The sequence below is a fragment of the Halorubrum salsamenti genome (assembly GCF_007671685.1).
GTDB lineage: Archaea > Halobacteriota > Halobacteria > Halobacteriales > Haloferacaceae > Halorubrum > Halorubrum salsamenti.
In genome coordinates, this window is the sequence record NZ_VCNL01000005.1 from 205,052 (window position 1) to 221,441 (window position 16,390).

Below are 16,390 nucleotides of genomic sequence, written 5' to 3' on the forward strand. Positions count from 1 at the left end.
CTCTGGAAAGGAGGGTAATCTCACACGCATTCGCAGCCGGTCACCTACTACGGGACATTTGAGGTCAGGGGGCTGGTAAGCCGCTCGTTGGGAGTCCAGCGAACGCAGAGCTGGAACGACCTGCCGGAGTAACCCAGTTTCACCCAGAACGGGGTGAGCGTCGCGACACCGTTGACGAGGGGACCCCAGCCGTCACAGGTGTGATGGTCGCGATCGTTGGTATCCGGCCACGTCTGGACGGCGCAGTAGACACTGGTCGGGTGAGTGTCCCGCGCATCCTTCCTCAGGTGTTGCCTCGTCAGTCTCGGCATCGAGCGGGACGTCGCAGACGCGCAACCGACGAGCGTCTGCTGTATCACTCTCCGTCGGCGTCGCGGCCGGCGGTCCAGCCACGGTGGAAGACGGCCAACTGAGTGATCGAGTCGAATGCGCCGCCGCTCGGCTCGTGGACCAGAACGCGGTCTTCGGGAACGGGTGTGACGACGTCCGCGCCGACGAGGTCGTTGACTATGTTCTGGGCCGCCGCGTCGTCGATATCCGCGGTGTTAACCCGGGCGACATCGAGGTCTTGGGCAAGCTGCGCTTTCTCGAACTGTTCGTAGTCGGCACTCGTGTCGTCGTACGGAACGGGACCAGGTATGGTGAGTCACGCAGCGCACGCTGTCGCGCGCTGCACGCCTCCCGGCGCCGACAAACAGCTCCTGGCGTACAGATAGGTCCTCCTCGGATCGCCCGTCCGCCAGGATGCACTCACTCGAGGAGTCGGGCGGTGGGTGGAGGCGAGGGAGTGGATCCAGCCCCAGCGTTAACCAACACTGTGCCGGTATCGGTTCGGAATGTTGGTTAAGTCTAGTCGCTACGGCGTCTGGAGCTCTCGAACTGGCTTCACGACGAAGGTGTCTGGCTCGCTGGCTACTTCTTCACCTGCCCGCTCCGTTGACGTCGAGGGCGACCGCGTGAGCTCGGTGATGAGCTCGTCGCGAACGGTTCGTCGAGGGATGGTGGTCTCGTGCCAGCCCAGCCGGTCGTCGAAGTGCCGCTTCTGGAACTGCTCGCCGACGTCGTCGCGGGCGACGTACTGCGTCCGCGTCGATCGCCCGACCTGGTGGGCGACGAAGACGGCGCCCACGGCCTCGTGCGTGAGTTCGACGAGAGTACACCCCACGAGGGCGACGACCGACGCGTGATCCCGATCGGTCGGAACCGTCATCTCGAGGTCCGCCCACGGCTCCTCACCGTCGGGGGTGGTTGCTGCCTGATGCGCTGCTCGTGTCTTGCTGCAGCGTTCCGAAGCCATCGTCATCGGGGGCACGTGATGCGCCCCTCCACCCCCTCATGGGGGCGACAGACACCACCGAAACGCACCCGCCCAACCTATGCACTAATTCTGATACTTCCGTAGTTCCGCTACCCTTGTGACGGCCCCTCGGCCTGAGAGAGCCGGCGGCCTTCGCACACTGCATATCGCCTCTTTCTTTGGACAAAAACCACGATATGCAAGACGATATCACGCCATCAAATCGGAGAAGAACACCGTTGGGCCGATTTGAGAGCGTAGAAGATACCTCGACGAGTTCCAGGATAATGCTGTGATTTCAGAAATTGCTCGACGGCGGGGTAACGAAAGTGATTTCGGTAGTATCTGGATTCTTGGAACCGCTGCTTCACCTGTGCTGAGCCTCTCGAGGTCATCCGGCTCGACCCTTCTAATCGTGAAATACGCCCGATTCTATCAATTCCGGCCGTGTTAGCATCTGAGAATTGCTCGACGGGGGTTCAGAAGAATCTGATTCTAGTCCGAAGTATAATCATCGATATACTGAGGGGAGCGGATCTGCTGAAACCGTCCTCACTCACAAGCCTGGCTTGCTGCATTAGGGGATTGATGCAGAATGCTGCCGATGTTTGTTTCGCGCTTTCGATAGAGAAATTACCATTAATTAGGTGTGCCAACAGAGCCATGTTTGCGCAATTCGACAACTCAGACACAAACGTCTCTTTGAGTCTTCATTAGTAATATTGGAGCGTAAACAAATTAGACGACTATGTCCTCACTACTACCTCTAAAACCTACACCCAGATCAGTATCTGATCGTGGGTTAGAACCGAGACTCGTTGACTTCGAAGACGAATCTGCGGAACAGATTCTATCGGCAGTCGCGTCAACAACGGCCCGTCGTATCCTTAATCGGCTTTATGAAAAACCGACGACGACGTCGGACATTGCTTCAGACATTGACTCTTCAGTACAGAATATTAGCTACCACCTCGACCGACTTCAAGACGCAGAGTTAGTGGAGGTCATTGAGACGTGGTATTCCGAGCAAGGGCGCGAGATGGATGTGTACGCTCCAACGAATAGCGCGCTTGTCCTTTTTGCGGGAGCAGAACGAACAACCCCATCACTTACAACCGCGTTACGTCGTGTCTTCGGCGCAGTCGGGATCGTCGGCGTTGTCAGTGTCATCGTCCACGCACGCTGGTCAGTATCAACACCCGTACCAGTATCTCGGAGTGGGGAACCTCCACAGCCCGATCCAACTCTGTGGGAGACACTCGTTACGTTCGGAACCGGCCCTGGCGGGTTCATTCTGGGAGTCAGTATTGTTCTAATCTTGTCTCTCTTTGTGACGTGGTACTGGCGGACGTATCGTCTAACACAAAGTCACACTCACTCAGCGTGAGATTTTTCCGGGACTCAAAGACGCCTTTAAATCTGGGATAGGACGATGTCTCCCCCCTCTAATGGTAGTGTATGAAACGTAGACTGTTTCTGGCAAGTGCTGGGATTGGCCTCTCAACAGCAGCAGCGGGTTGTACCTCACAAGCAGCATTGAGCGCATCGTCCGAATCAGACTCAGAACCGGAATCGAACACCTCCGAGAGCACACAAGACGAGACTGATCAAATGTCGGAGCAGACACTTATCGAAGCCGGCGACACCGCTGAGCGAACTATCGGAACCGCATCGCTCGAAGAGCGTGGTCTCAGAACAGCTCACCACGTCGCATTCGGGAATCCGACAGAAGAGACCCACCACGGAACGATTACGATTTCGACCGCCAGCGAGACAGTATTTGAGGAATCGGTGGAGCTCCAAGCAAGCGCGAGTATCGTTGCGTCGCTTACCGATCTCGGCACGTACACTGTTCGGGTAGCGGTTCCTGAGTTAGATGCGACTGATGTAGTTACTATCGACCCTCACCAATTCACCTGTAACGTGACTAAAACGACGGTCAACGTTCAGGGGGATGGCACACTCGACTCAACGAGTATTTCTACGCGCATGGCGTGTCCCGGTGTTGTTTCCGAAACGGCCCCCTCCGACGAGGTCGTGTCGCACACACTTGGTGACGATCCGATTCCCGCAGATACGGGGCGATTCACACACACGTTCATGCTCCGGAATCCGTCGGACGAAACGTGGACGGCCAGAATGCTCGTCGAAGGTGACTCGACAGCGCAATTTGATGGGCTCTATAAGGTCGAACCTGAAAGTACAGTACTGATTACCCTCACTGAGAGCGGAACATACACTCTATCGGTTGATGTACTCGAAACAGAAATGACGGCCAGTGAGCAAGTAACGCCCGAAAACTTCGACTGTAACCAGTCGTCAACACGGGCAGAAATTGATTCAGAGGGAGAACTCACAGTGAATACTCTGTCAACGCTCATGGCTTGCGGCACCGGGACAAATTCGACGAACGAGTCGTCCTAGCAGAGGACAAGTGTATTCAAATTGTTTCACACAGCAAGGGTTGTTATTGTCTTCAGCGAACAGCTGTTTCAGAGGAGGATATAGCTGAAGAATTTGAGTTCAACAGAGACCCGTGTGTAAGTGCTAACTTCTGGGTGTGTGGTTTTGATTGTCTGTGCTGAGCGTTCTGTGTATCACCTGTACTTAGCGATTCAACGCGATGGTCGATCACTCTCTTATCAGCAGAGTCGCCAAACCAATCACTTTCTAAGGCTTCCACAGATTCGGGGTAGTTATGATTCAGAATTGCTCAGTGGGACCAGCTGATTCCTCCTCAGCCTGCTCGTACATCTCATCCGGGAACGGGAGACTGCCCCAGATCGAGTAGGGACACTGGTCCTGGCCGATGCAGTAGCGCTGTAGATCGTCATTGTCGCAGTTCATCGGCAACGGCGTGTCGCCGTCGATGGTGTTCGAGAACTCGTAGCGGACCTGATACTCGGTTTCCTGCTCGTCATACCACGGCCACCGGGAGAAGACGTCCTTGAGGTCCGCGACGATCTCGTCGAGACTGCTGTCTTGGTACTGCGGGAGCCACATCACCATCCGCGCGAAGTTGTAGAGGTCCTTTCGCACCGGCTTCTTATCGTGGAGCCGCTCCTCCATATTCGCCATACAGGGGAGTTCGAAGAGGTCTTCGATCTCTCGCACCTCGATCTGTTCGGCGCCGGTTCCAGCTCGCCCGATTCGGTACGTATTGACGCGCCCGTCGCGGTCGATCGTGACTGCCGAGTGGGACTCGTGGTCGGCCAGCGTCTTCGCGAGACTGCTCGGACTCGAGATCCAATCCGTCACAGAGGATTCCCAGTTGTCCTCGGTCTCGTACGCCTCGACCGCTCGATAGAGCTCTTTCTCCGTGTGGAACTCGGCCTTTTGTGCGACGTCGTCGGGCGCATCACTAAGGGCCCGCCGGAGGACGCGAATCGTCCGTTCTCCACGGTCCCAGTCCCGCCAGATGCGCTCGTGATGGCCGGTCTCGAGGAAGCGATCGATCCGCTCCGTGATCTCCGACTCGTTCGTGGTCAGCCACGTCACCTGGTCCCCCGAGAGCCCGTCTTCTTGCACCCGGAGGAGCTTCTTGAACGCCCGCTCTGCGTAGTCTCGATACTTGCTGTCGAAATCACCGACCGGGACGTACAGCTTGTTGTCTTTCACCCGCGTCAGTATCTCTCCGTCGTCGTCACTCCCCGTCGACGCCTCGTCCTCTCGAACGAGACATTTGCGTGACGCCGCTGCCATCGGGATTTCGAGGTAGAGGCCATCCCCGAACTCCGACATCTCTGTGATGCCCGTACAGACCCGACCCGGGTGGGGGCCATCCTCGCCGGGCTCCTTGCTGTACAGCACGTCGGCGATGTCCTGTTGGAGCGACCCATCGCCGTGGGCGCGGATTAGGGAGGCGAGATTGTTGACGTACAGCTCTCGGATGTCGTAGAGCACCTGGATGTTCCGGGGTGACGCGTGCTCGAACTTCGGGTGTTCTTTCACACAGATCGCACTTAGGGTCGCGAGCACGGCGAGCGTCCCCGGCTCGTCGACGAACGGCTCCTCGGCGGCGTCGGCACGAACCTGCTCTTTGAACGCTGCCGTCCCGAACCGCTCGACATCGTTCACGAGTCCTCGGGTTGGTCCTTGCCGTCGACGACGTATCGGTTGTAACCACGCGTAAACAGCTGGTTGATGCGGGTCTCACCGTACTCCAGCGGGAGTGCCGCAACTCGATACGCCATGTCCTCGTCGTCGATTCGCTGATGAACGCGGATTGCGTCGGGTCCGTTCCTGAGTCGCCGTCGGCAGCCGAGCCCATCGTCTCAGCCCCCGAACTCCCCCAGCCAGTCTCCTCTGGGGAAGTGGTCGACTCAGTCGGCTCTGTCAGCCCGTACTGAGCCTGTGTCCGCTCGACCATCCGTGGCCGGGACACGGACTCGAAATGGTCTTCCTGGGGCTCTGTGAGCGGCTGGTCGCTTTCTGGATGCCCCGGCGCAATCGGGAGCGGCTTCAGCGAAAACGGCGGCGGCCCAGTCTCGCCGAACGACGAGCTCGGGAGTTGGGCGATCCACTCCCCACTTGGGAGCGTGTTGATTCGGTTACGGAGTTCGGTCGGGCTGAGGTCCTCGTGGGCAAGCGACTCCGCGAGATCGCGCTCGATCGAGATGTTGCCGATGAGCTTCGTCTTGATGTTGTTCAGCACCTCGACGTAGGCCCGCTCGTTCCGGTTCCGCACCTGTTCGGGGAACTGCACCACGAGCCCCATACTCAGGCCGAACGACCGGCCCTGCGGCAGTAGCTGCTCGGAGACGAGCTTCGTCGACGCGACCGGCGCCGACTCTTCGATGATGAGGTTCGTGAGCTTCTCGTAGTCGGTCTGGCCGTCGCGTCGGCGCACCTGCACGGCGTCCCAGAGGTTGCTCAACAGTAGGAGTGTGATCGCTCGCTGGGCCTCCGGCCGCAGGTCGCCGAGGTCGAAGATGATGGTGGCGTCTTCATCGAGGAACTCGCGGAAGTCGAAGCGGTTGTCGACGTACTCGCCGGCGTCGTTCTGTTCGGGGACGTGGCTGAAGATCCGCCGGAGATGCGCGTCCTCTTTGAGCTTGTCGAGGCGGTCCCGACGGCGTCCATCGACACCTGGAACTGGTGGTTGTCCTTCGCGAAGTGGCGCGTCAGCGATTCCTCGATGTTCTGGTTGTCCGCAGAGACCGGGGGAATCGTCTGGTCGCGCTGCATCCGGAGCGCGGCGGCGAAGAGGTCGTCCAGCCCGAACACGTCGCTCCCGTACTCCTCGTCGAACAGCGCCTTGATGAGGCAGCTCAGAATCTCGTTCGCGACGAATGCTTGGCCGTACTGCTCGCGCCCATAATCATCCGGAGGATGTCGTGGAAGTGGTCGACCTTGTCCTGAATCGCGTCCTCGCGGTTCCGACCCGTTCCGGGAACGCCTGCGGGCGCTGTTTCTGCTCGTCATCGAACCAGCCACGCTCTTCGAGTCCGCTGCGCAGTCGCTCGACCGCGGCCGCTTGGTCGCCGTCGCCGACGACGATCACCTCCCACGGCTTGAGATCGATTTTCCCGCCCTCAGTCCAGTAGTCGATATCGCCTTCGAGGATGACCTCGGTTCCGTCCTCGAGGGCAGCATCCATCTTCCGATAGCGGTTCGCCCAGATCATACAGGGAAGGTCGGCGTCGCCGTCGGTGAGCGTGAAGTAGAGCGCCGTACTGTTCTGATGGAGATCCGTGACCTCGCCGATACAGCGGACGCCGTTGAGGGCAGGCGTGTCTTGGATAACCGACGCAATCCAGTCGTTCAGCTGGGACACTCTCAGGACCTCTTTCGCGTCGGGTTCGACCGCTTGCCGTTCGGTATCCGGTGCGTCCGACATCTTCGTTTCATAACTTCTGAATAGGAACCTCAAAAAGCTACGTTCGAGTGACGGGTCGGCGAGCGACCGGCAGCGGACGACCTTCGCTGACGCTTGGCACCGCCGCGTACAGGCCGTTCTCAGCGACGGCTCGCCGTTCACCGTCGAGAAAGTATGACTAGCTTCCACACCTATTCTCGGAAGCCGAGTAATCGAAGGCCATTCAGGGAAACGAGGACCGTCGATCCCTCGTGACCGACCACCGCCAGCGGCAGAGGGATTCCACGCAACAGAATCGTGCTAACCATCAGTCCGATCGCACCGAATGCGATTGCGAGATTGATTTTCAGCGTCTGACGCGTCCTACGGCCGAGTTCAAGCACGTACGGAATCTTCCCGATATCGTCACCCATCAACACGACATCAGCCGTCTCGAGGGCGACATCGGTCCCGGCGCCACCCATGGCGATGCCGAGCGTCGCCGTCGCCAGTGCCGGTGCGTCGTTCACGCCGTCACCCACCATCGCCACGTTCTCGTGTCGCTCGACCAGCTCTTCGATAGTTGCGACCTTCTCTTCCGGCAGTAGTTCCGCCTGCACCTCGTCGATACCGACTTCGTCGGCGATCTGCTGTGCGACGCGTTCGTTGTCGCCGGTCAGCATGACGATGTGTTCCACGCCGAGCGACCGGAGGTCCTCGATCATCTCTGCAGCCCCAGGGCGGACCGTATCGGTGAACGCCAGCCACCCCAGTACCGTGACATCGTCGCCGTGCTCGCGTACGACGAGGACGCTCGTCTTCCCCTCCGCCTCCAGGGACTGGAGCCGGTCGAGACCCGGTTCGAGCCCCTCGATCACTACGTCTTCGAGCACAGTCTCGACGTAACTCCGATTCCCGATATGGATGGTCCCGTCTTCGACCTCGGCGCAGACGCCTTTCCCGGCCTCCGACTGAAACCGTCGCCCATCGGGAACGTTGAGTCCGCGATCTTCCGCTTCCGTTACAGTCGCACGAGCGAGATGGTGCTCCGAGCGGGCCTGCACGGCGGCCGCGAGCGAGAGCAACTCGTCGGCAGTCAGCGACTCGTCCGCGAGGCCGTCCCGGACGAACACGTCCGTCAGCTGTGTTTCGCCCCGCGTGAGCGTGCCCGTCTTGTCGAACGCGACCGCGTCGATGTTCGCAGCCGTCTCGACGTGTTCGCCGCCCTTGAACAGGACGCCCTGCCTCCCACCGGAGGCGATCGCCGACAGCACCGCCGCCGGTGTGGAGATGATGACCGCACACGGGGAGGCAGCGACCATCAGGGTCATCGCGCGGTAGAACGTACTGGTGAACTCGCCCCCGAACCCGAGCGGGATTGCAATCGCTGCGATCGTGAGCGCGAACACGCCGAGGACGTACGGCTGTTCGAGGCGATCGATGAGCCGTTGTGTCGGCGCCTTCTCACTTTGCGCGTTTTCGACCATATTGATGAGACGGCTGATCGCCGATTCGTGGGCCTGCCGCGTGACCTCGATCTCAAGGCTCCCGCTCTCGTTGATCGTCCCGCCGAACACCTCGTCACCGGACTCTTTCGGCACCGGGACGGACTCGCCGGTGAGCGAGGCCTGATCGACCGTTCCCTCACCCGACGTGACGATTCCATCGAGGGGGATTCGGTCGCCGGGGCGGACGACGAACACGTCGCCGACAGCGACGTCGGCGATGGGAACTGTGATTTCCTCTCCGTTGCGGAGCACTTGGGCTTCGTCCGGTCGCATCTCGATGAGAGACTTGATCGCCCGGCGCGAGCGCCCGATCGCGTAGTGTTGGAGCGTGTTCGACAGCGAGAACAGGAAGAGGAGCATCGCGCCCTCGAACGGCGCACCGATCGAGAGCGCACCGAGCGCCGCGACGATCATCAGGAGGTCGATATCGACTGCACGGTGGCGGAGCGTCTCGATCGCACCTCTGAGCCCGTACCAACCACCGAAGACATATGCGACGCCGTAGCCGGTCCACCTGAGGAGTGACGGGCCGGCGAGCCATCCCGTCACCAGACCGATCACCATCCCGAGCAGCGTCAGCCCGACGAACATCGCTTCCCGTCTGAGTTCCGAACGCGTGCTCACGTCGTCCGTGTCCGTCTCAGAGCCGTCTCGGATCGAGACGTTCCGGTCGCGGACAGCATCTCGAATCGCTTCCTCGGATGTGATTGCTTCATCATAGGTGATCGTAGCGCTCCCCGTTCGGAAGGAGACAGCCACGTCGTGGATGCCGGAGAGACCCTGGAGGTGTCGTTCGAGTGCCCGAGCACCCGCTTCGCCACGGCCACCCCGTCGTTCGATGCGGACGGTACACGTTGAAAGCGGGAGAGATTCAGAAACAGCCACGTTTTCTATACCAATAGTGTACCGGGATTTGACGTTTTAGGTATGCCAGTGAGTATTCCTTCGACGGTAGGTGAGCTTGGTTTCTCGGCCACTCAGAAACCCCTGAGATGCGATCCTTTCGTTCAGATCGAATCATCCGATGATCGTCACCGGGATCCGTGCTCGGCGGGTGACAGTCTCGGCAACGCTGCCGAGGAGCGTACGATCGATGCCTGAGCGGCCGTGGCTTCCCATTACAATCTGATCTATCCCGTGGTCGTCGGCATATTCGAGGATCCCCCGTGCGGGCCTACCAACTTCTGTGACAGTATTGAGTTCGATATTGTGTTCTCCAGCGAGATCCGTGGCCGTCGTGTGGATTCTGGTTGCGCGATCTCGGGCATTATCGTACCAGTCTTCAGCGACTGGTAAGCCGCCGGCCTCCACGTCGATAATCGAGTCAATCGGATTGATGACGTATATCGTGGTGAGGGTTGCCTCCGCGAAGTTCTCGATAGCGTACGTAAGCGCACGCTCTGAAAGCGGTGAACCGTCGAAGGCGATGAGAACGTTGTCAGGCATTCGAACAGAATTTGAGGTGAACTAAAAAGAGTGTACCGCTCAGAACATCACGCCCACCACCAGAAGGGCTAACTATTCAGTTTGAGTATCACCAGCCATGGCCCTCCACGCAGTCGAAAACGTTGAAGAAGCGTTTGGTGTCACCCGAGAGTTTCTGACACCGATTACCGTACACCGCTGGCTGAAGCTCGCGCTTGTCGTGTTCTTCGTCGGGGGCGGCGTGAGCTTTCCGACGGCTCAGTTCAACACGTCAACGCCGCCGGGGGACGTCTCTACCGGTGATCTCCCGTTCAGCCTCCCGGTCGACGTGGTGCCCCTCGTCGTCGCACTTGTCGCCGCCGGACTCCTTCTCGGAGGGCTATTCGCGTTGATTGGCGCGATTATGGAGTTCGTACTGATCGAGTCGCTCCGCACGGGCGAGGTGTCGCTCCGACGCTATTGGCGCCAGCGCTGGCGGCAGGGGCTCCGCCTGTTCGGGTTCCGGATCGCGATCGGGCTCCCGATGATCGTGCTGTTCGTCGGTTGGCTTGCACTGCTCGTTGTCCCGATCCTGACCGGACGCGATCTCACAATCCCGGCCACGGCGTTCCTCGTTGGGACCCCAGTGGTGTTGCTTATCGGCGTCCTGTACGCGTTGGTGTCGGGGCTCACGACCGTATTCGTCGTACCGCTCATGATTCAGGCAGACTCAGGCGTCCTCGCGGCGTGGCGTCGCCTCTGGGGATCGATCAAGATCACGTGGAAACAGTATCTAGCATACGTCGTGATCTCGTTCTTGTTGACGGTCGCGGCCGGAATCATCGCCTCGATCGTGGTCGGCATCGTCGCAATCGTGCTTCTCATCCCCATTCTCATTATGGCCGCGATCGCGCACGTGACCGTCTCGTTGTCGTCGACAGTTGGGTTCGTCGTTCTCGTCGCACTCGCACTCCTGTTCGGGCTGTCGATGCTCGTTGTCGGGACGCTCGCGCAGGTCCCCGTCGTGACGTATCTCCGGTACTACGCGCTGCTTGTACTCGGTGATATTGAGGGGTCGTTCGACGTCCTATCCGACCATCAACCATCAAGAGGAGAGGTATGAACAACGGATCATCGGGGTGGGGTTCCGCCGCCCGTGGCGCAGTCGCGCTGTACGTCCTCGGGATGATCGGCGTCGCCGCGCTTGCGATCTACTCCGTACCGTCTCTCCGAGCGATCCCCGAACTGGCGGTCCTGTCGTATCCGACGCTCGTGCTGATCGCGGCTGCGAACTCGACGATACTCCTCGCCGTGTTTGTGACTCTCGGTGCGGCGACGGCTCCCCGGACGGGGCTACACTCACACGTCTTTGCGTGGGCGTCCGGCGGCAGTCCAGACTGGGACGCGTTTCGACGATCACTGCCGCTCGCGGTCGGGTTGGGTGCGGTACTGTTCGGTCTGGTCACCGTCGTCGACGTCGCGTTCACCCCGTTTACGGAACTCGAATCAGTCAACCCCGCCGGGGATGCGGCGGCGCTCGAGGATCTGCTCGCGTCGATTCCGATGCGACTCCTCTACGGCGGGATCACGGAGGAGATCCTCCTCCGGTGGGGCGTCATGGCTCCGATCGCGTTCGTCCTCTGGTGGGTTCGAAACCGGGTCGGTGGACGGATGGAGGAGCCGCCCGCGGCGGGACTGTGGGTCGCGATCCTCGCCAGTGCGGTCGCGTTCGGCGTTGGTCACCTACCCGCGCTCGCGTCGACGTTCGATCTCACGCCCGCACTGGTCGTCCGAACCGTCCTGTTGAACACGATCGTCGGCGTGGCGCTCGGCTGGCTGTTCTGGCGTCGGTCGCTGGAGACGGCAATGGTCGCCCACGCCGCATTTCACGTCGTTCTCGTCGGAGTGTCCGTGGTCGCGATGCTACTGTTCTAGGCGGAGTTAGTGGGACTCAATAGCTCACGCGGACCGTCGCCGGGCCCGGGCGTACGCGTAGACGATGCCGACTACGGCCCCGACGAGAAACACGCCGGAGCCCATCGAGAATTCGACGCCACCGTCCGGCGGCCGACGGAAGCCGAACACGAACAGCAGCGTGTCGGGGATCCCGACCGTCAGTGAATCGACGCCGATCGCCGCTAACGCGAGCGGGACGACGACCCCGATCGCGACGGAGAGCGCCAACACGCCACCGGCGGTTCCGACGACGAGGTCCCACACGACGGTTGCCGGAGCGGTCTCCCAGCCTTCGAGCCCGGGTGGTCCGTACACTTCGAGGCCCGTTTCGCTGTCGATGACGGAGACGCCGGCTGGATAGCTCAACAGCGTCAGCGCCATCCAAACGTCGCCGACCGCGCCACCGGCGTTCAACGCCAGCGGGACGGCGAGCCACGGCCACTCGAACAGGACCATCGCAGGGACACCGAGGAGAGTCAACAGGACCAGCGGTGCGAGTGCAACGACGAGAAACTGGTTGCGAGTAAACCGGGTGTCGGTCGTTGCGAACGCGTACGGAAAGACGGCGTAGACGACACCGAGCCCGTACCGTGCCGTCCCACCGAACGCGCGGATCGCCGCCCCGTGACAGAGTTCGTGAAGAACGATCACGAGCAGCATCGAGCCAACGGCGAACAGGAAGGTGAGACCGAGGTTCCACCAGCCGGCGGCCGCGTCGAAGCCGAACTCGGTGACGCCGGCGTCACCCGTCGCGAGGTAGTACACGAGCAGAAAGCCAACGAGCGAGACGAGCACGCCGAAGGTACTCACAACGGTCCACTGAAGCACGAGCTGGCGCGAAACGCCGAACTCCGCCAGTAGTTCGTCGGTAGCCTCTGGAGGCATTATTCCCCTCTGAGGTAGGCTACCCCCGGGATATCCCCGTGTGCGAGTGATTCTCGACCGAAGTACCCGACGATGGCGAGAACGACGAGCAGCGTGACCAGAACTTGAGTTGCCGTGACCGTTGCGACGGCGGTCTCGTCGATGACGCCATCGACGATGAGCACATCTGGGGCCAACGGTAGCAGGATATCAGCGGTGTTCACCATTGCGTGGAGAACCATCACAATAAGCACGCTACCCGTGTTGTTGTAGGCACACGCGAGAACGACCGACAGGAGGACAATACTAGCGAACCATCCGATCTGATTGGCAAGCGTGAAATCGGAATGAGGAGTGATGGGGATGAGGAAGTACGGGAGATGCCAACCCGCCCAGACCACACCAATAATGAGACTCGCTGTCAAGGCACTATATCGCTCATTCAGGTGGGGCTGCGCGAATCCTCGCCACCCCGGTTCTTCGTTTAACCCGCCGCTGACTGTGAGTCCGAATATAAAAACGATGGCGATCAGAACAGGTGACTGTAAGGGTTGGTTGAGATCAACTGGGCCGCCGATGGTCGCGAGAATGGTAGTAGTGACCGCCACGATTCCGATCGGGATCCCGAAGGCGGCCACCCACCACGGCCAGCCGACGTTCCACCGGACGATCTGGCGGGCCCACGTTCGGACATCGTCTCCTCGCAGCCATGTCACTACCGCGGCACTCACCGGCGGGCCGAAGCTACCGAGGTAGATGAGTATCCACGGTGCCCAGCTCTCTTCCATGAAAGCGGCCGGAGCTGAGATGATCCACGTGAAAGCGTATGCACCCACGAAGAACGCTGCGACTGGATGAGTATCGATCCACGAAGTCTGACTGTCCGCCATGGCGGTGTTATCCTAGACTAACCAGATAAAGCCATCGTGAATTTAACATTTATCAAATTATTCGGGGTACTATTTTTGAAATGAATGAAGATTAATTCGACGAGAGGTACGTTACGACCCGATATTGAAGGGATTATACCGCCAATTCTCCGTTAGCGCAATTTTCAGTCGTACCTGTGGACTGAGATCTGACGATATGTGTGCCAGAGGGAGGGTTGATATGTTATTTCAAGTCTGATCGGTAACTGGATCGACTCGGCTAAAATTCAAATTTATTAGGTTTCTTTCTGTAGTGGCAGTATGGCACCGGACGGAAAAGGGACCCAGTCGAGAGATATAACGCGACGATCGGCGATGACGATAGCGGGAACTGCAGTCACGACGTCGTTAGCTGGATGCTCACTGTTTGGAGCCGATGAAGCATCGTACTGGTCGGATAGTCTCCAGATAGATGTCGATTATGACGCTGTCCTCGCCGCCGCTCGCGAGACCGGCTACACGGTCGAGGAGCCGTTCTACGTCGGGGCTAGAGAGCCACGTGGGCTCGCTCCCGAAGGACTCTCGGAGCTCGAAACCCGATTTGGCGCCGGGTATCGCGTGTTTGGATTCTCCCTGTTTCACACTGACCACGTCTTTCTCGAAGTCGGACTGACGGGTGAGACACCGTCCGTCTCGCTGTTCGACGAGGCTACCGTCGCCGAGGAGTTCCCTATCGATTCGATTCCACCGGAAACGTGGTTCGTGGAACAGCTCACACTCGCATTCGAGATTCCCGAGTCTAACGCCCGTGAGAGCGCAGCTGATCTCCGAGAACAGGCGGCGGAGGGAACCGATATTCCGAGTGTGGACATCTCTGCGGCTGTGGATTTCTAGGCAGTCTACGAGTACGCCGCCACGGAACGAACCGAGGCCACGGGCTCCCCGACGGGTGGTGACGGCTGGTATACTGAGACCTCTTTCCGCGACGATCGCCGGATCGCAGCTGTCGATTATATCGTTCAAAGTGCGGAGATACGGCAAAAAGACGGTGATCGGACCTATACTCTCAAATTAGATCGCCTCGGCGGACTCTATACTCGGATTGGGCTCCCTGTGAACGAGGAGATTCCTGAGGAGGAGTATCGAGACGCCGTCAGAGAGATGTTCGACAATATCGGGCTTCCCGCTGAGGCCGTCGCCGATCTAACATTCGAATATTCGGCTCTGTTGAAATCCTATTCTTCAGACAGATTATCACCTGAAACAGTCGGTCGATGAGACCTGCGTATCTATCGATAGTTCCAAGCTCTGTCCCACATCAGAAGTGTTTACAATATCACAACTGTTCGCATAGGTGTGTCCCCCTCTCGTCGTACTTTCCTCACCGGTTTGAGTCCCGGCTTACTCGCTATCGCAGGGTGTGCCTCTCCCTTCCAGCAATCTCGAACGCGTATCGGTGAAATCGTTCTCTTGAATATGGACGACAGGGGCCATACAGTTCGAGTGCAAGTTCAGTCTTCAGGTGAGACGCTCCACGACACGAGCAAGGAGATACCTCCGTCGAGCGAAGAACAGCCCGTTATTACTACTGACGATGGGCTGCCGACTGAACTCCGAAAATACACGGTTTCCGCGACGCTCGATGGAGGGGAAGATTCGATATCGAGAACGTATCCAACGAAGGGCGGAGACTGTTATTCGGTGACTGTTCGTGTTGGGACGGACGGACGATTCAGGGATATGCCGTCCGATTCGGCGTTCGAAGGATGTAGTCAGTAGGGAACCTGTATTGACCGCAACCGGGTCAGAATATATCAATTTCTGAGGATTTCAACAGAGCCGGAGTTTCATAAACACAACTCCAGAGAGCCCGGGGCCAAGGAGACCCAGCAACAGTAACGCGAGGCCAAGAACATTATCGAATGCGAGGTCGAACACGATAGCTGGTACCCAGAACCCCCACGTGATTGTGAATGTCACAGCGAAGAACACCCAAGGACTGGACAGCTCAATACGTGTATTGCCGATTGTCCGACTTGGTGTTTCGCTCATAATTTTGCGGCGACATGTTCCACATGATCATATAAATAACGAAGAGTGTGAGTAATATACAGAGAGATAACATCACAAACCGATTTGCTGTCGCCGACATCACACCGACCGAGGTTCGAATGTCTGGCGTCGATATCACATGTCAGCAAGCTGTATAGCTCGCGCAATAACGTACATCAACACGATACCGGTGCCGACTGCCAGAATAAACTGCGAGACCACGGTGAGAAATCCAGCGAGCAGAGAGTTCCCAGCGATCAGCAGCGTGATCAAAAATACGAGAAGCGCTACTCCACCGAATAAGATGATGAGCCCGGAGAGTCGGAATACCTCTGCTTGAATTTGCGAAATGTCTAGCTCCCCTGATTCTTGGTCGATGAACGGCGGTGACGACATGATAGTCCTGTATGGAGATAAGCCTATAATATAAAGGGTAACTTCCTGCGGTGTTAGCTCAGATCGGCTTGGCGGAATCTGAAATACCCGACGAAGAGGGGGACGACAGCCCACGCAAACAGTATTCCGAGAAATACCGCTGGATCGAGATAGCTAGGGGTCGATCCCCCGATCCGTGCTTCCACGGCAGTTCCCCCGCCGAACAACAGCCGCTAGACGAGTCCGTTGTACGCCCCCGTGGGGCTGA

General features: G+C 59.0%; 14 protein-coding genes and 2 pseudogenes. 5 read left to right on the plus strand and 11 right to left on the minus strand.

From position 1 onward, the window contains the following. Positions 1–47 precede the first annotated feature (47 nt). The 3 genes from FGL94_RS19045 to FGL94_RS14330 form a co-directional block, all read right to left on the minus strand. On the minus strand, positions 48–311 hold the full coding sequence (locus tag FGL94_RS19045; protein WP_449405031.1) for a DUF7558 family protein: 264 nt from the start codon (positions 309–311) through the stop codon (positions 48–50). A 44-nt stretch (positions 312–355) separates the two neighbouring features. After that, complete coding sequence (locus tag FGL94_RS18660) at positions 356–640, minus strand: hypothetical protein (protein ID WP_144927010.1); 285 nt, start codon at positions 638–640, stop codon at positions 356–358. Between the two features lie 216 nt (positions 641–856). Next, positions 857–1,297: a hypothetical protein gene (locus tag FGL94_RS14330; protein ID WP_144927013.1), complete on the minus strand. Its 441-nt coding sequence runs from the start codon at positions 1,295–1,297 to the stop codon at positions 857–859. 748 nt (positions 1,298–2,045) lie between these two features. On the opposite strand from FGL94_RS14330, the gene FGL94_RS14335 reads away from it, so the two are divergent. After that, positions 2,046–2,684 carry an ArsR/SmtB family transcription factor gene (locus FGL94_RS14335; protein ID WP_144926690.1) on the plus strand — a complete coding sequence of 213 codons (639 nt, stop codon included), beginning with the start codon at positions 2,046–2,048 and terminating at the stop codon, positions 2,682–2,684. Positions 2,685–2,908: 224 nt separating this feature from the next. Beyond that, complete coding sequence (locus FGL94_RS14340; protein WP_241659194.1) at positions 2,909–3,721, plus strand: hypothetical protein; 813 nt, start codon at positions 2,909–2,911, stop codon at positions 3,719–3,721. A gap of 279 nt (positions 3,722–4,000) precedes the next feature. On the opposite strand, the pseudogene FGL94_RS14345 reads toward FGL94_RS14340, so the two are convergent. The 5 genes and pseudogenes from FGL94_RS14345 to FGL94_RS14365 form a co-directional block, all read right to left on the minus strand. Then, positions 4,001–5,490 (minus strand): annotated as a pseudogene (locus FGL94_RS14345) (primase-associated protein). Positions 5,491–5,495: 5 nt separating this feature from the next. Then, positions 5,496–6,681: pseudogene (locus tag FGL94_RS14350) on the minus strand (ATP-binding protein); the annotation flags it as partial. Beyond that, the gene (locus FGL94_RS14355) at positions 6,618–7,136 is read right to left on the minus strand and encodes an exodeoxyribonuclease VII large subunit (protein WP_241659195.1); all 519 of its coding nucleotides are present in this window, start codon (positions 7,134–7,136) and stop codon (positions 6,618–6,620) included. The gene FGL94_RS14355 and the pseudogene FGL94_RS14350, both read right to left, overlap by 64 nt. A gap of 170 nt (positions 7,137–7,306) precedes the next feature. Then, a complete protein-coding gene (locus FGL94_RS14360; RefSeq protein WP_144926696.1) occupies positions 7,307–9,487 on the minus strand; it encodes a heavy metal translocating P-type ATPase in 2,181 nt (726 codons plus the stop codon). A gap of 132 nt (positions 9,488–9,619) precedes the next feature. Next, entirely contained in the window at positions 9,620–10,048 is a 429-nt protein-coding gene (locus FGL94_RS14365; RefSeq protein WP_144926699.1) for a universal stress protein, read from the minus strand. A gap of 97 nt (positions 10,049–10,145) precedes the next feature. Here FGL94_RS14365 and FGL94_RS14370 point away from each other — a divergent pair, with 97 nt between their 5' ends. Then, positions 10,146–11,129, plus strand: a complete 984-nt coding sequence (locus tag FGL94_RS14370; protein WP_144926702.1) for a DUF7544 domain-containing protein — start codon at positions 10,146–10,148, stop codon at positions 11,127–11,129. Next, positions 11,126–11,941 (plus strand): CPBP family intramembrane glutamic endopeptidase, encoded by an 816-nt coding sequence (locus FGL94_RS14375; RefSeq protein ID WP_144926705.1) that lies wholly within the window; start codon positions 11,126–11,128, stop codon positions 11,939–11,941. The genes FGL94_RS14370 and FGL94_RS14375 overlap by 4 nt, the downstream gene beginning before the upstream one ends. Before the next feature lie 24 nt (positions 11,942–11,965). Here the strand turns inward: FGL94_RS14375 and FGL94_RS14380 are convergent, their stop codons facing one another. Next, positions 11,966–12,847: a DUF3267 domain-containing protein gene (locus tag FGL94_RS14380; RefSeq protein WP_144926709.1), complete on the minus strand. Its 882-nt coding sequence runs from the start codon at positions 12,845–12,847 to the stop codon at positions 11,966–11,968. Next, complete coding sequence (locus FGL94_RS14385) at positions 12,847–13,716, minus strand: CPBP family intramembrane glutamic endopeptidase (RefSeq protein ID WP_186313423.1); 870 nt, start codon at positions 13,714–13,716, stop codon at positions 12,847–12,849. Before FGL94_RS14385 ends, FGL94_RS14380 begins: the two co-directional genes overlap by 1 nt. 300 nt (positions 13,717–14,016) lie before the next feature. On the opposite strand from FGL94_RS14385, the gene FGL94_RS14390 reads away from it, so the two are divergent. Next, positions 14,017–14,589: a hypothetical protein gene (locus FGL94_RS14390; RefSeq protein WP_144926712.1), complete on the plus strand. Its 573-nt coding sequence runs from the start codon at positions 14,017–14,019 to the stop codon at positions 14,587–14,589. A 1,293-nt stretch (positions 14,590–15,882) separates the two neighbouring features. Here FGL94_RS14390 and FGL94_RS14395 read toward each other — a convergent pair. Further along, positions 15,883–16,143, minus strand: a complete 261-nt coding sequence (locus FGL94_RS14395; RefSeq protein ID WP_144926715.1) for a hypothetical protein — start codon at positions 16,141–16,143, stop codon at positions 15,883–15,885. Between the last annotated feature and the right edge of the window lie 247 nt (positions 16,144–16,390).

Bases quoted from the DNA above. Each gene is read 5' to 3' on its own strand.
- FGL94_RS19045 (WP_449405031.1), bottom strand. From the start codon at position 311: ATGCCGAGACTGACGAGGCAACACCTGAGGAAGGATGCGCGGGACACT.
- FGL94_RS14385 (WP_186313423.1), bottom strand. From the start codon at position 13,716: ATGGCGGACAGTCAGACTTCGTGGATCGATACTCATCCAGTCGCAGCG.
- FGL94_RS14370 (WP_144926702.1), top strand. From the start codon at position 10,146: ATGGCCCTCCACGCAGTCGAAAACGTTGAAGAAGCGTTTGGTGTCACC.
- FGL94_RS14375 (WP_144926705.1), top strand. From the start codon at position 11,126: ATGAACAACGGATCATCGGGGTGGGGTTCCGCCGCCCGTGGCGCAGTC.
- FGL94_RS14380 (WP_144926709.1), bottom strand. From the start codon at position 12,847: ATGCCTCCAGAGGCTACCGACGAACTACTGGCGGAGTTCGGCGTTTCG.
- FGL94_RS14340 (WP_241659194.1), top strand. From the start codon at position 2,909: ATGTCGGAGCAGACACTTATCGAAGCCGGCGACACCGCTGAGCGAACT.
- FGL94_RS14335 (WP_144926690.1), top strand. From the start codon at position 2,046: ATGTCCTCACTACTACCTCTAAAACCTACACCCAGATCAGTATCTGAT.
- FGL94_RS14395 (WP_144926715.1), bottom strand. From the start codon at position 16,143: ATGTCGTCACCGCCGTTCATCGACCAAGAATCAGGGGAGCTAGACATT.
- FGL94_RS14355 (WP_241659195.1), bottom strand. From the start codon at position 7,136: ATGTCGGACGCACCGGATACCGAACGGCAAGCGGTCGAACCCGACGCG.
- FGL94_RS14390 (WP_144926712.1), top strand. From the start codon at position 14,017: ATGGCACCGGACGGAAAAGGGACCCAGTCGAGAGATATAACGCGACGA.
- FGL94_RS14365 (WP_144926699.1), bottom strand. From the start codon at position 10,048: ATGCCTGACAACGTTCTCATCGCCTTCGACGGTTCACCGCTTTCAGAG.
- FGL94_RS14330 (WP_144927013.1), bottom strand. From the start codon at position 1,297: ATGGCTTCGGAACGCTGCAGCAAGACACGAGCAGCGCATCAGGCAGCA.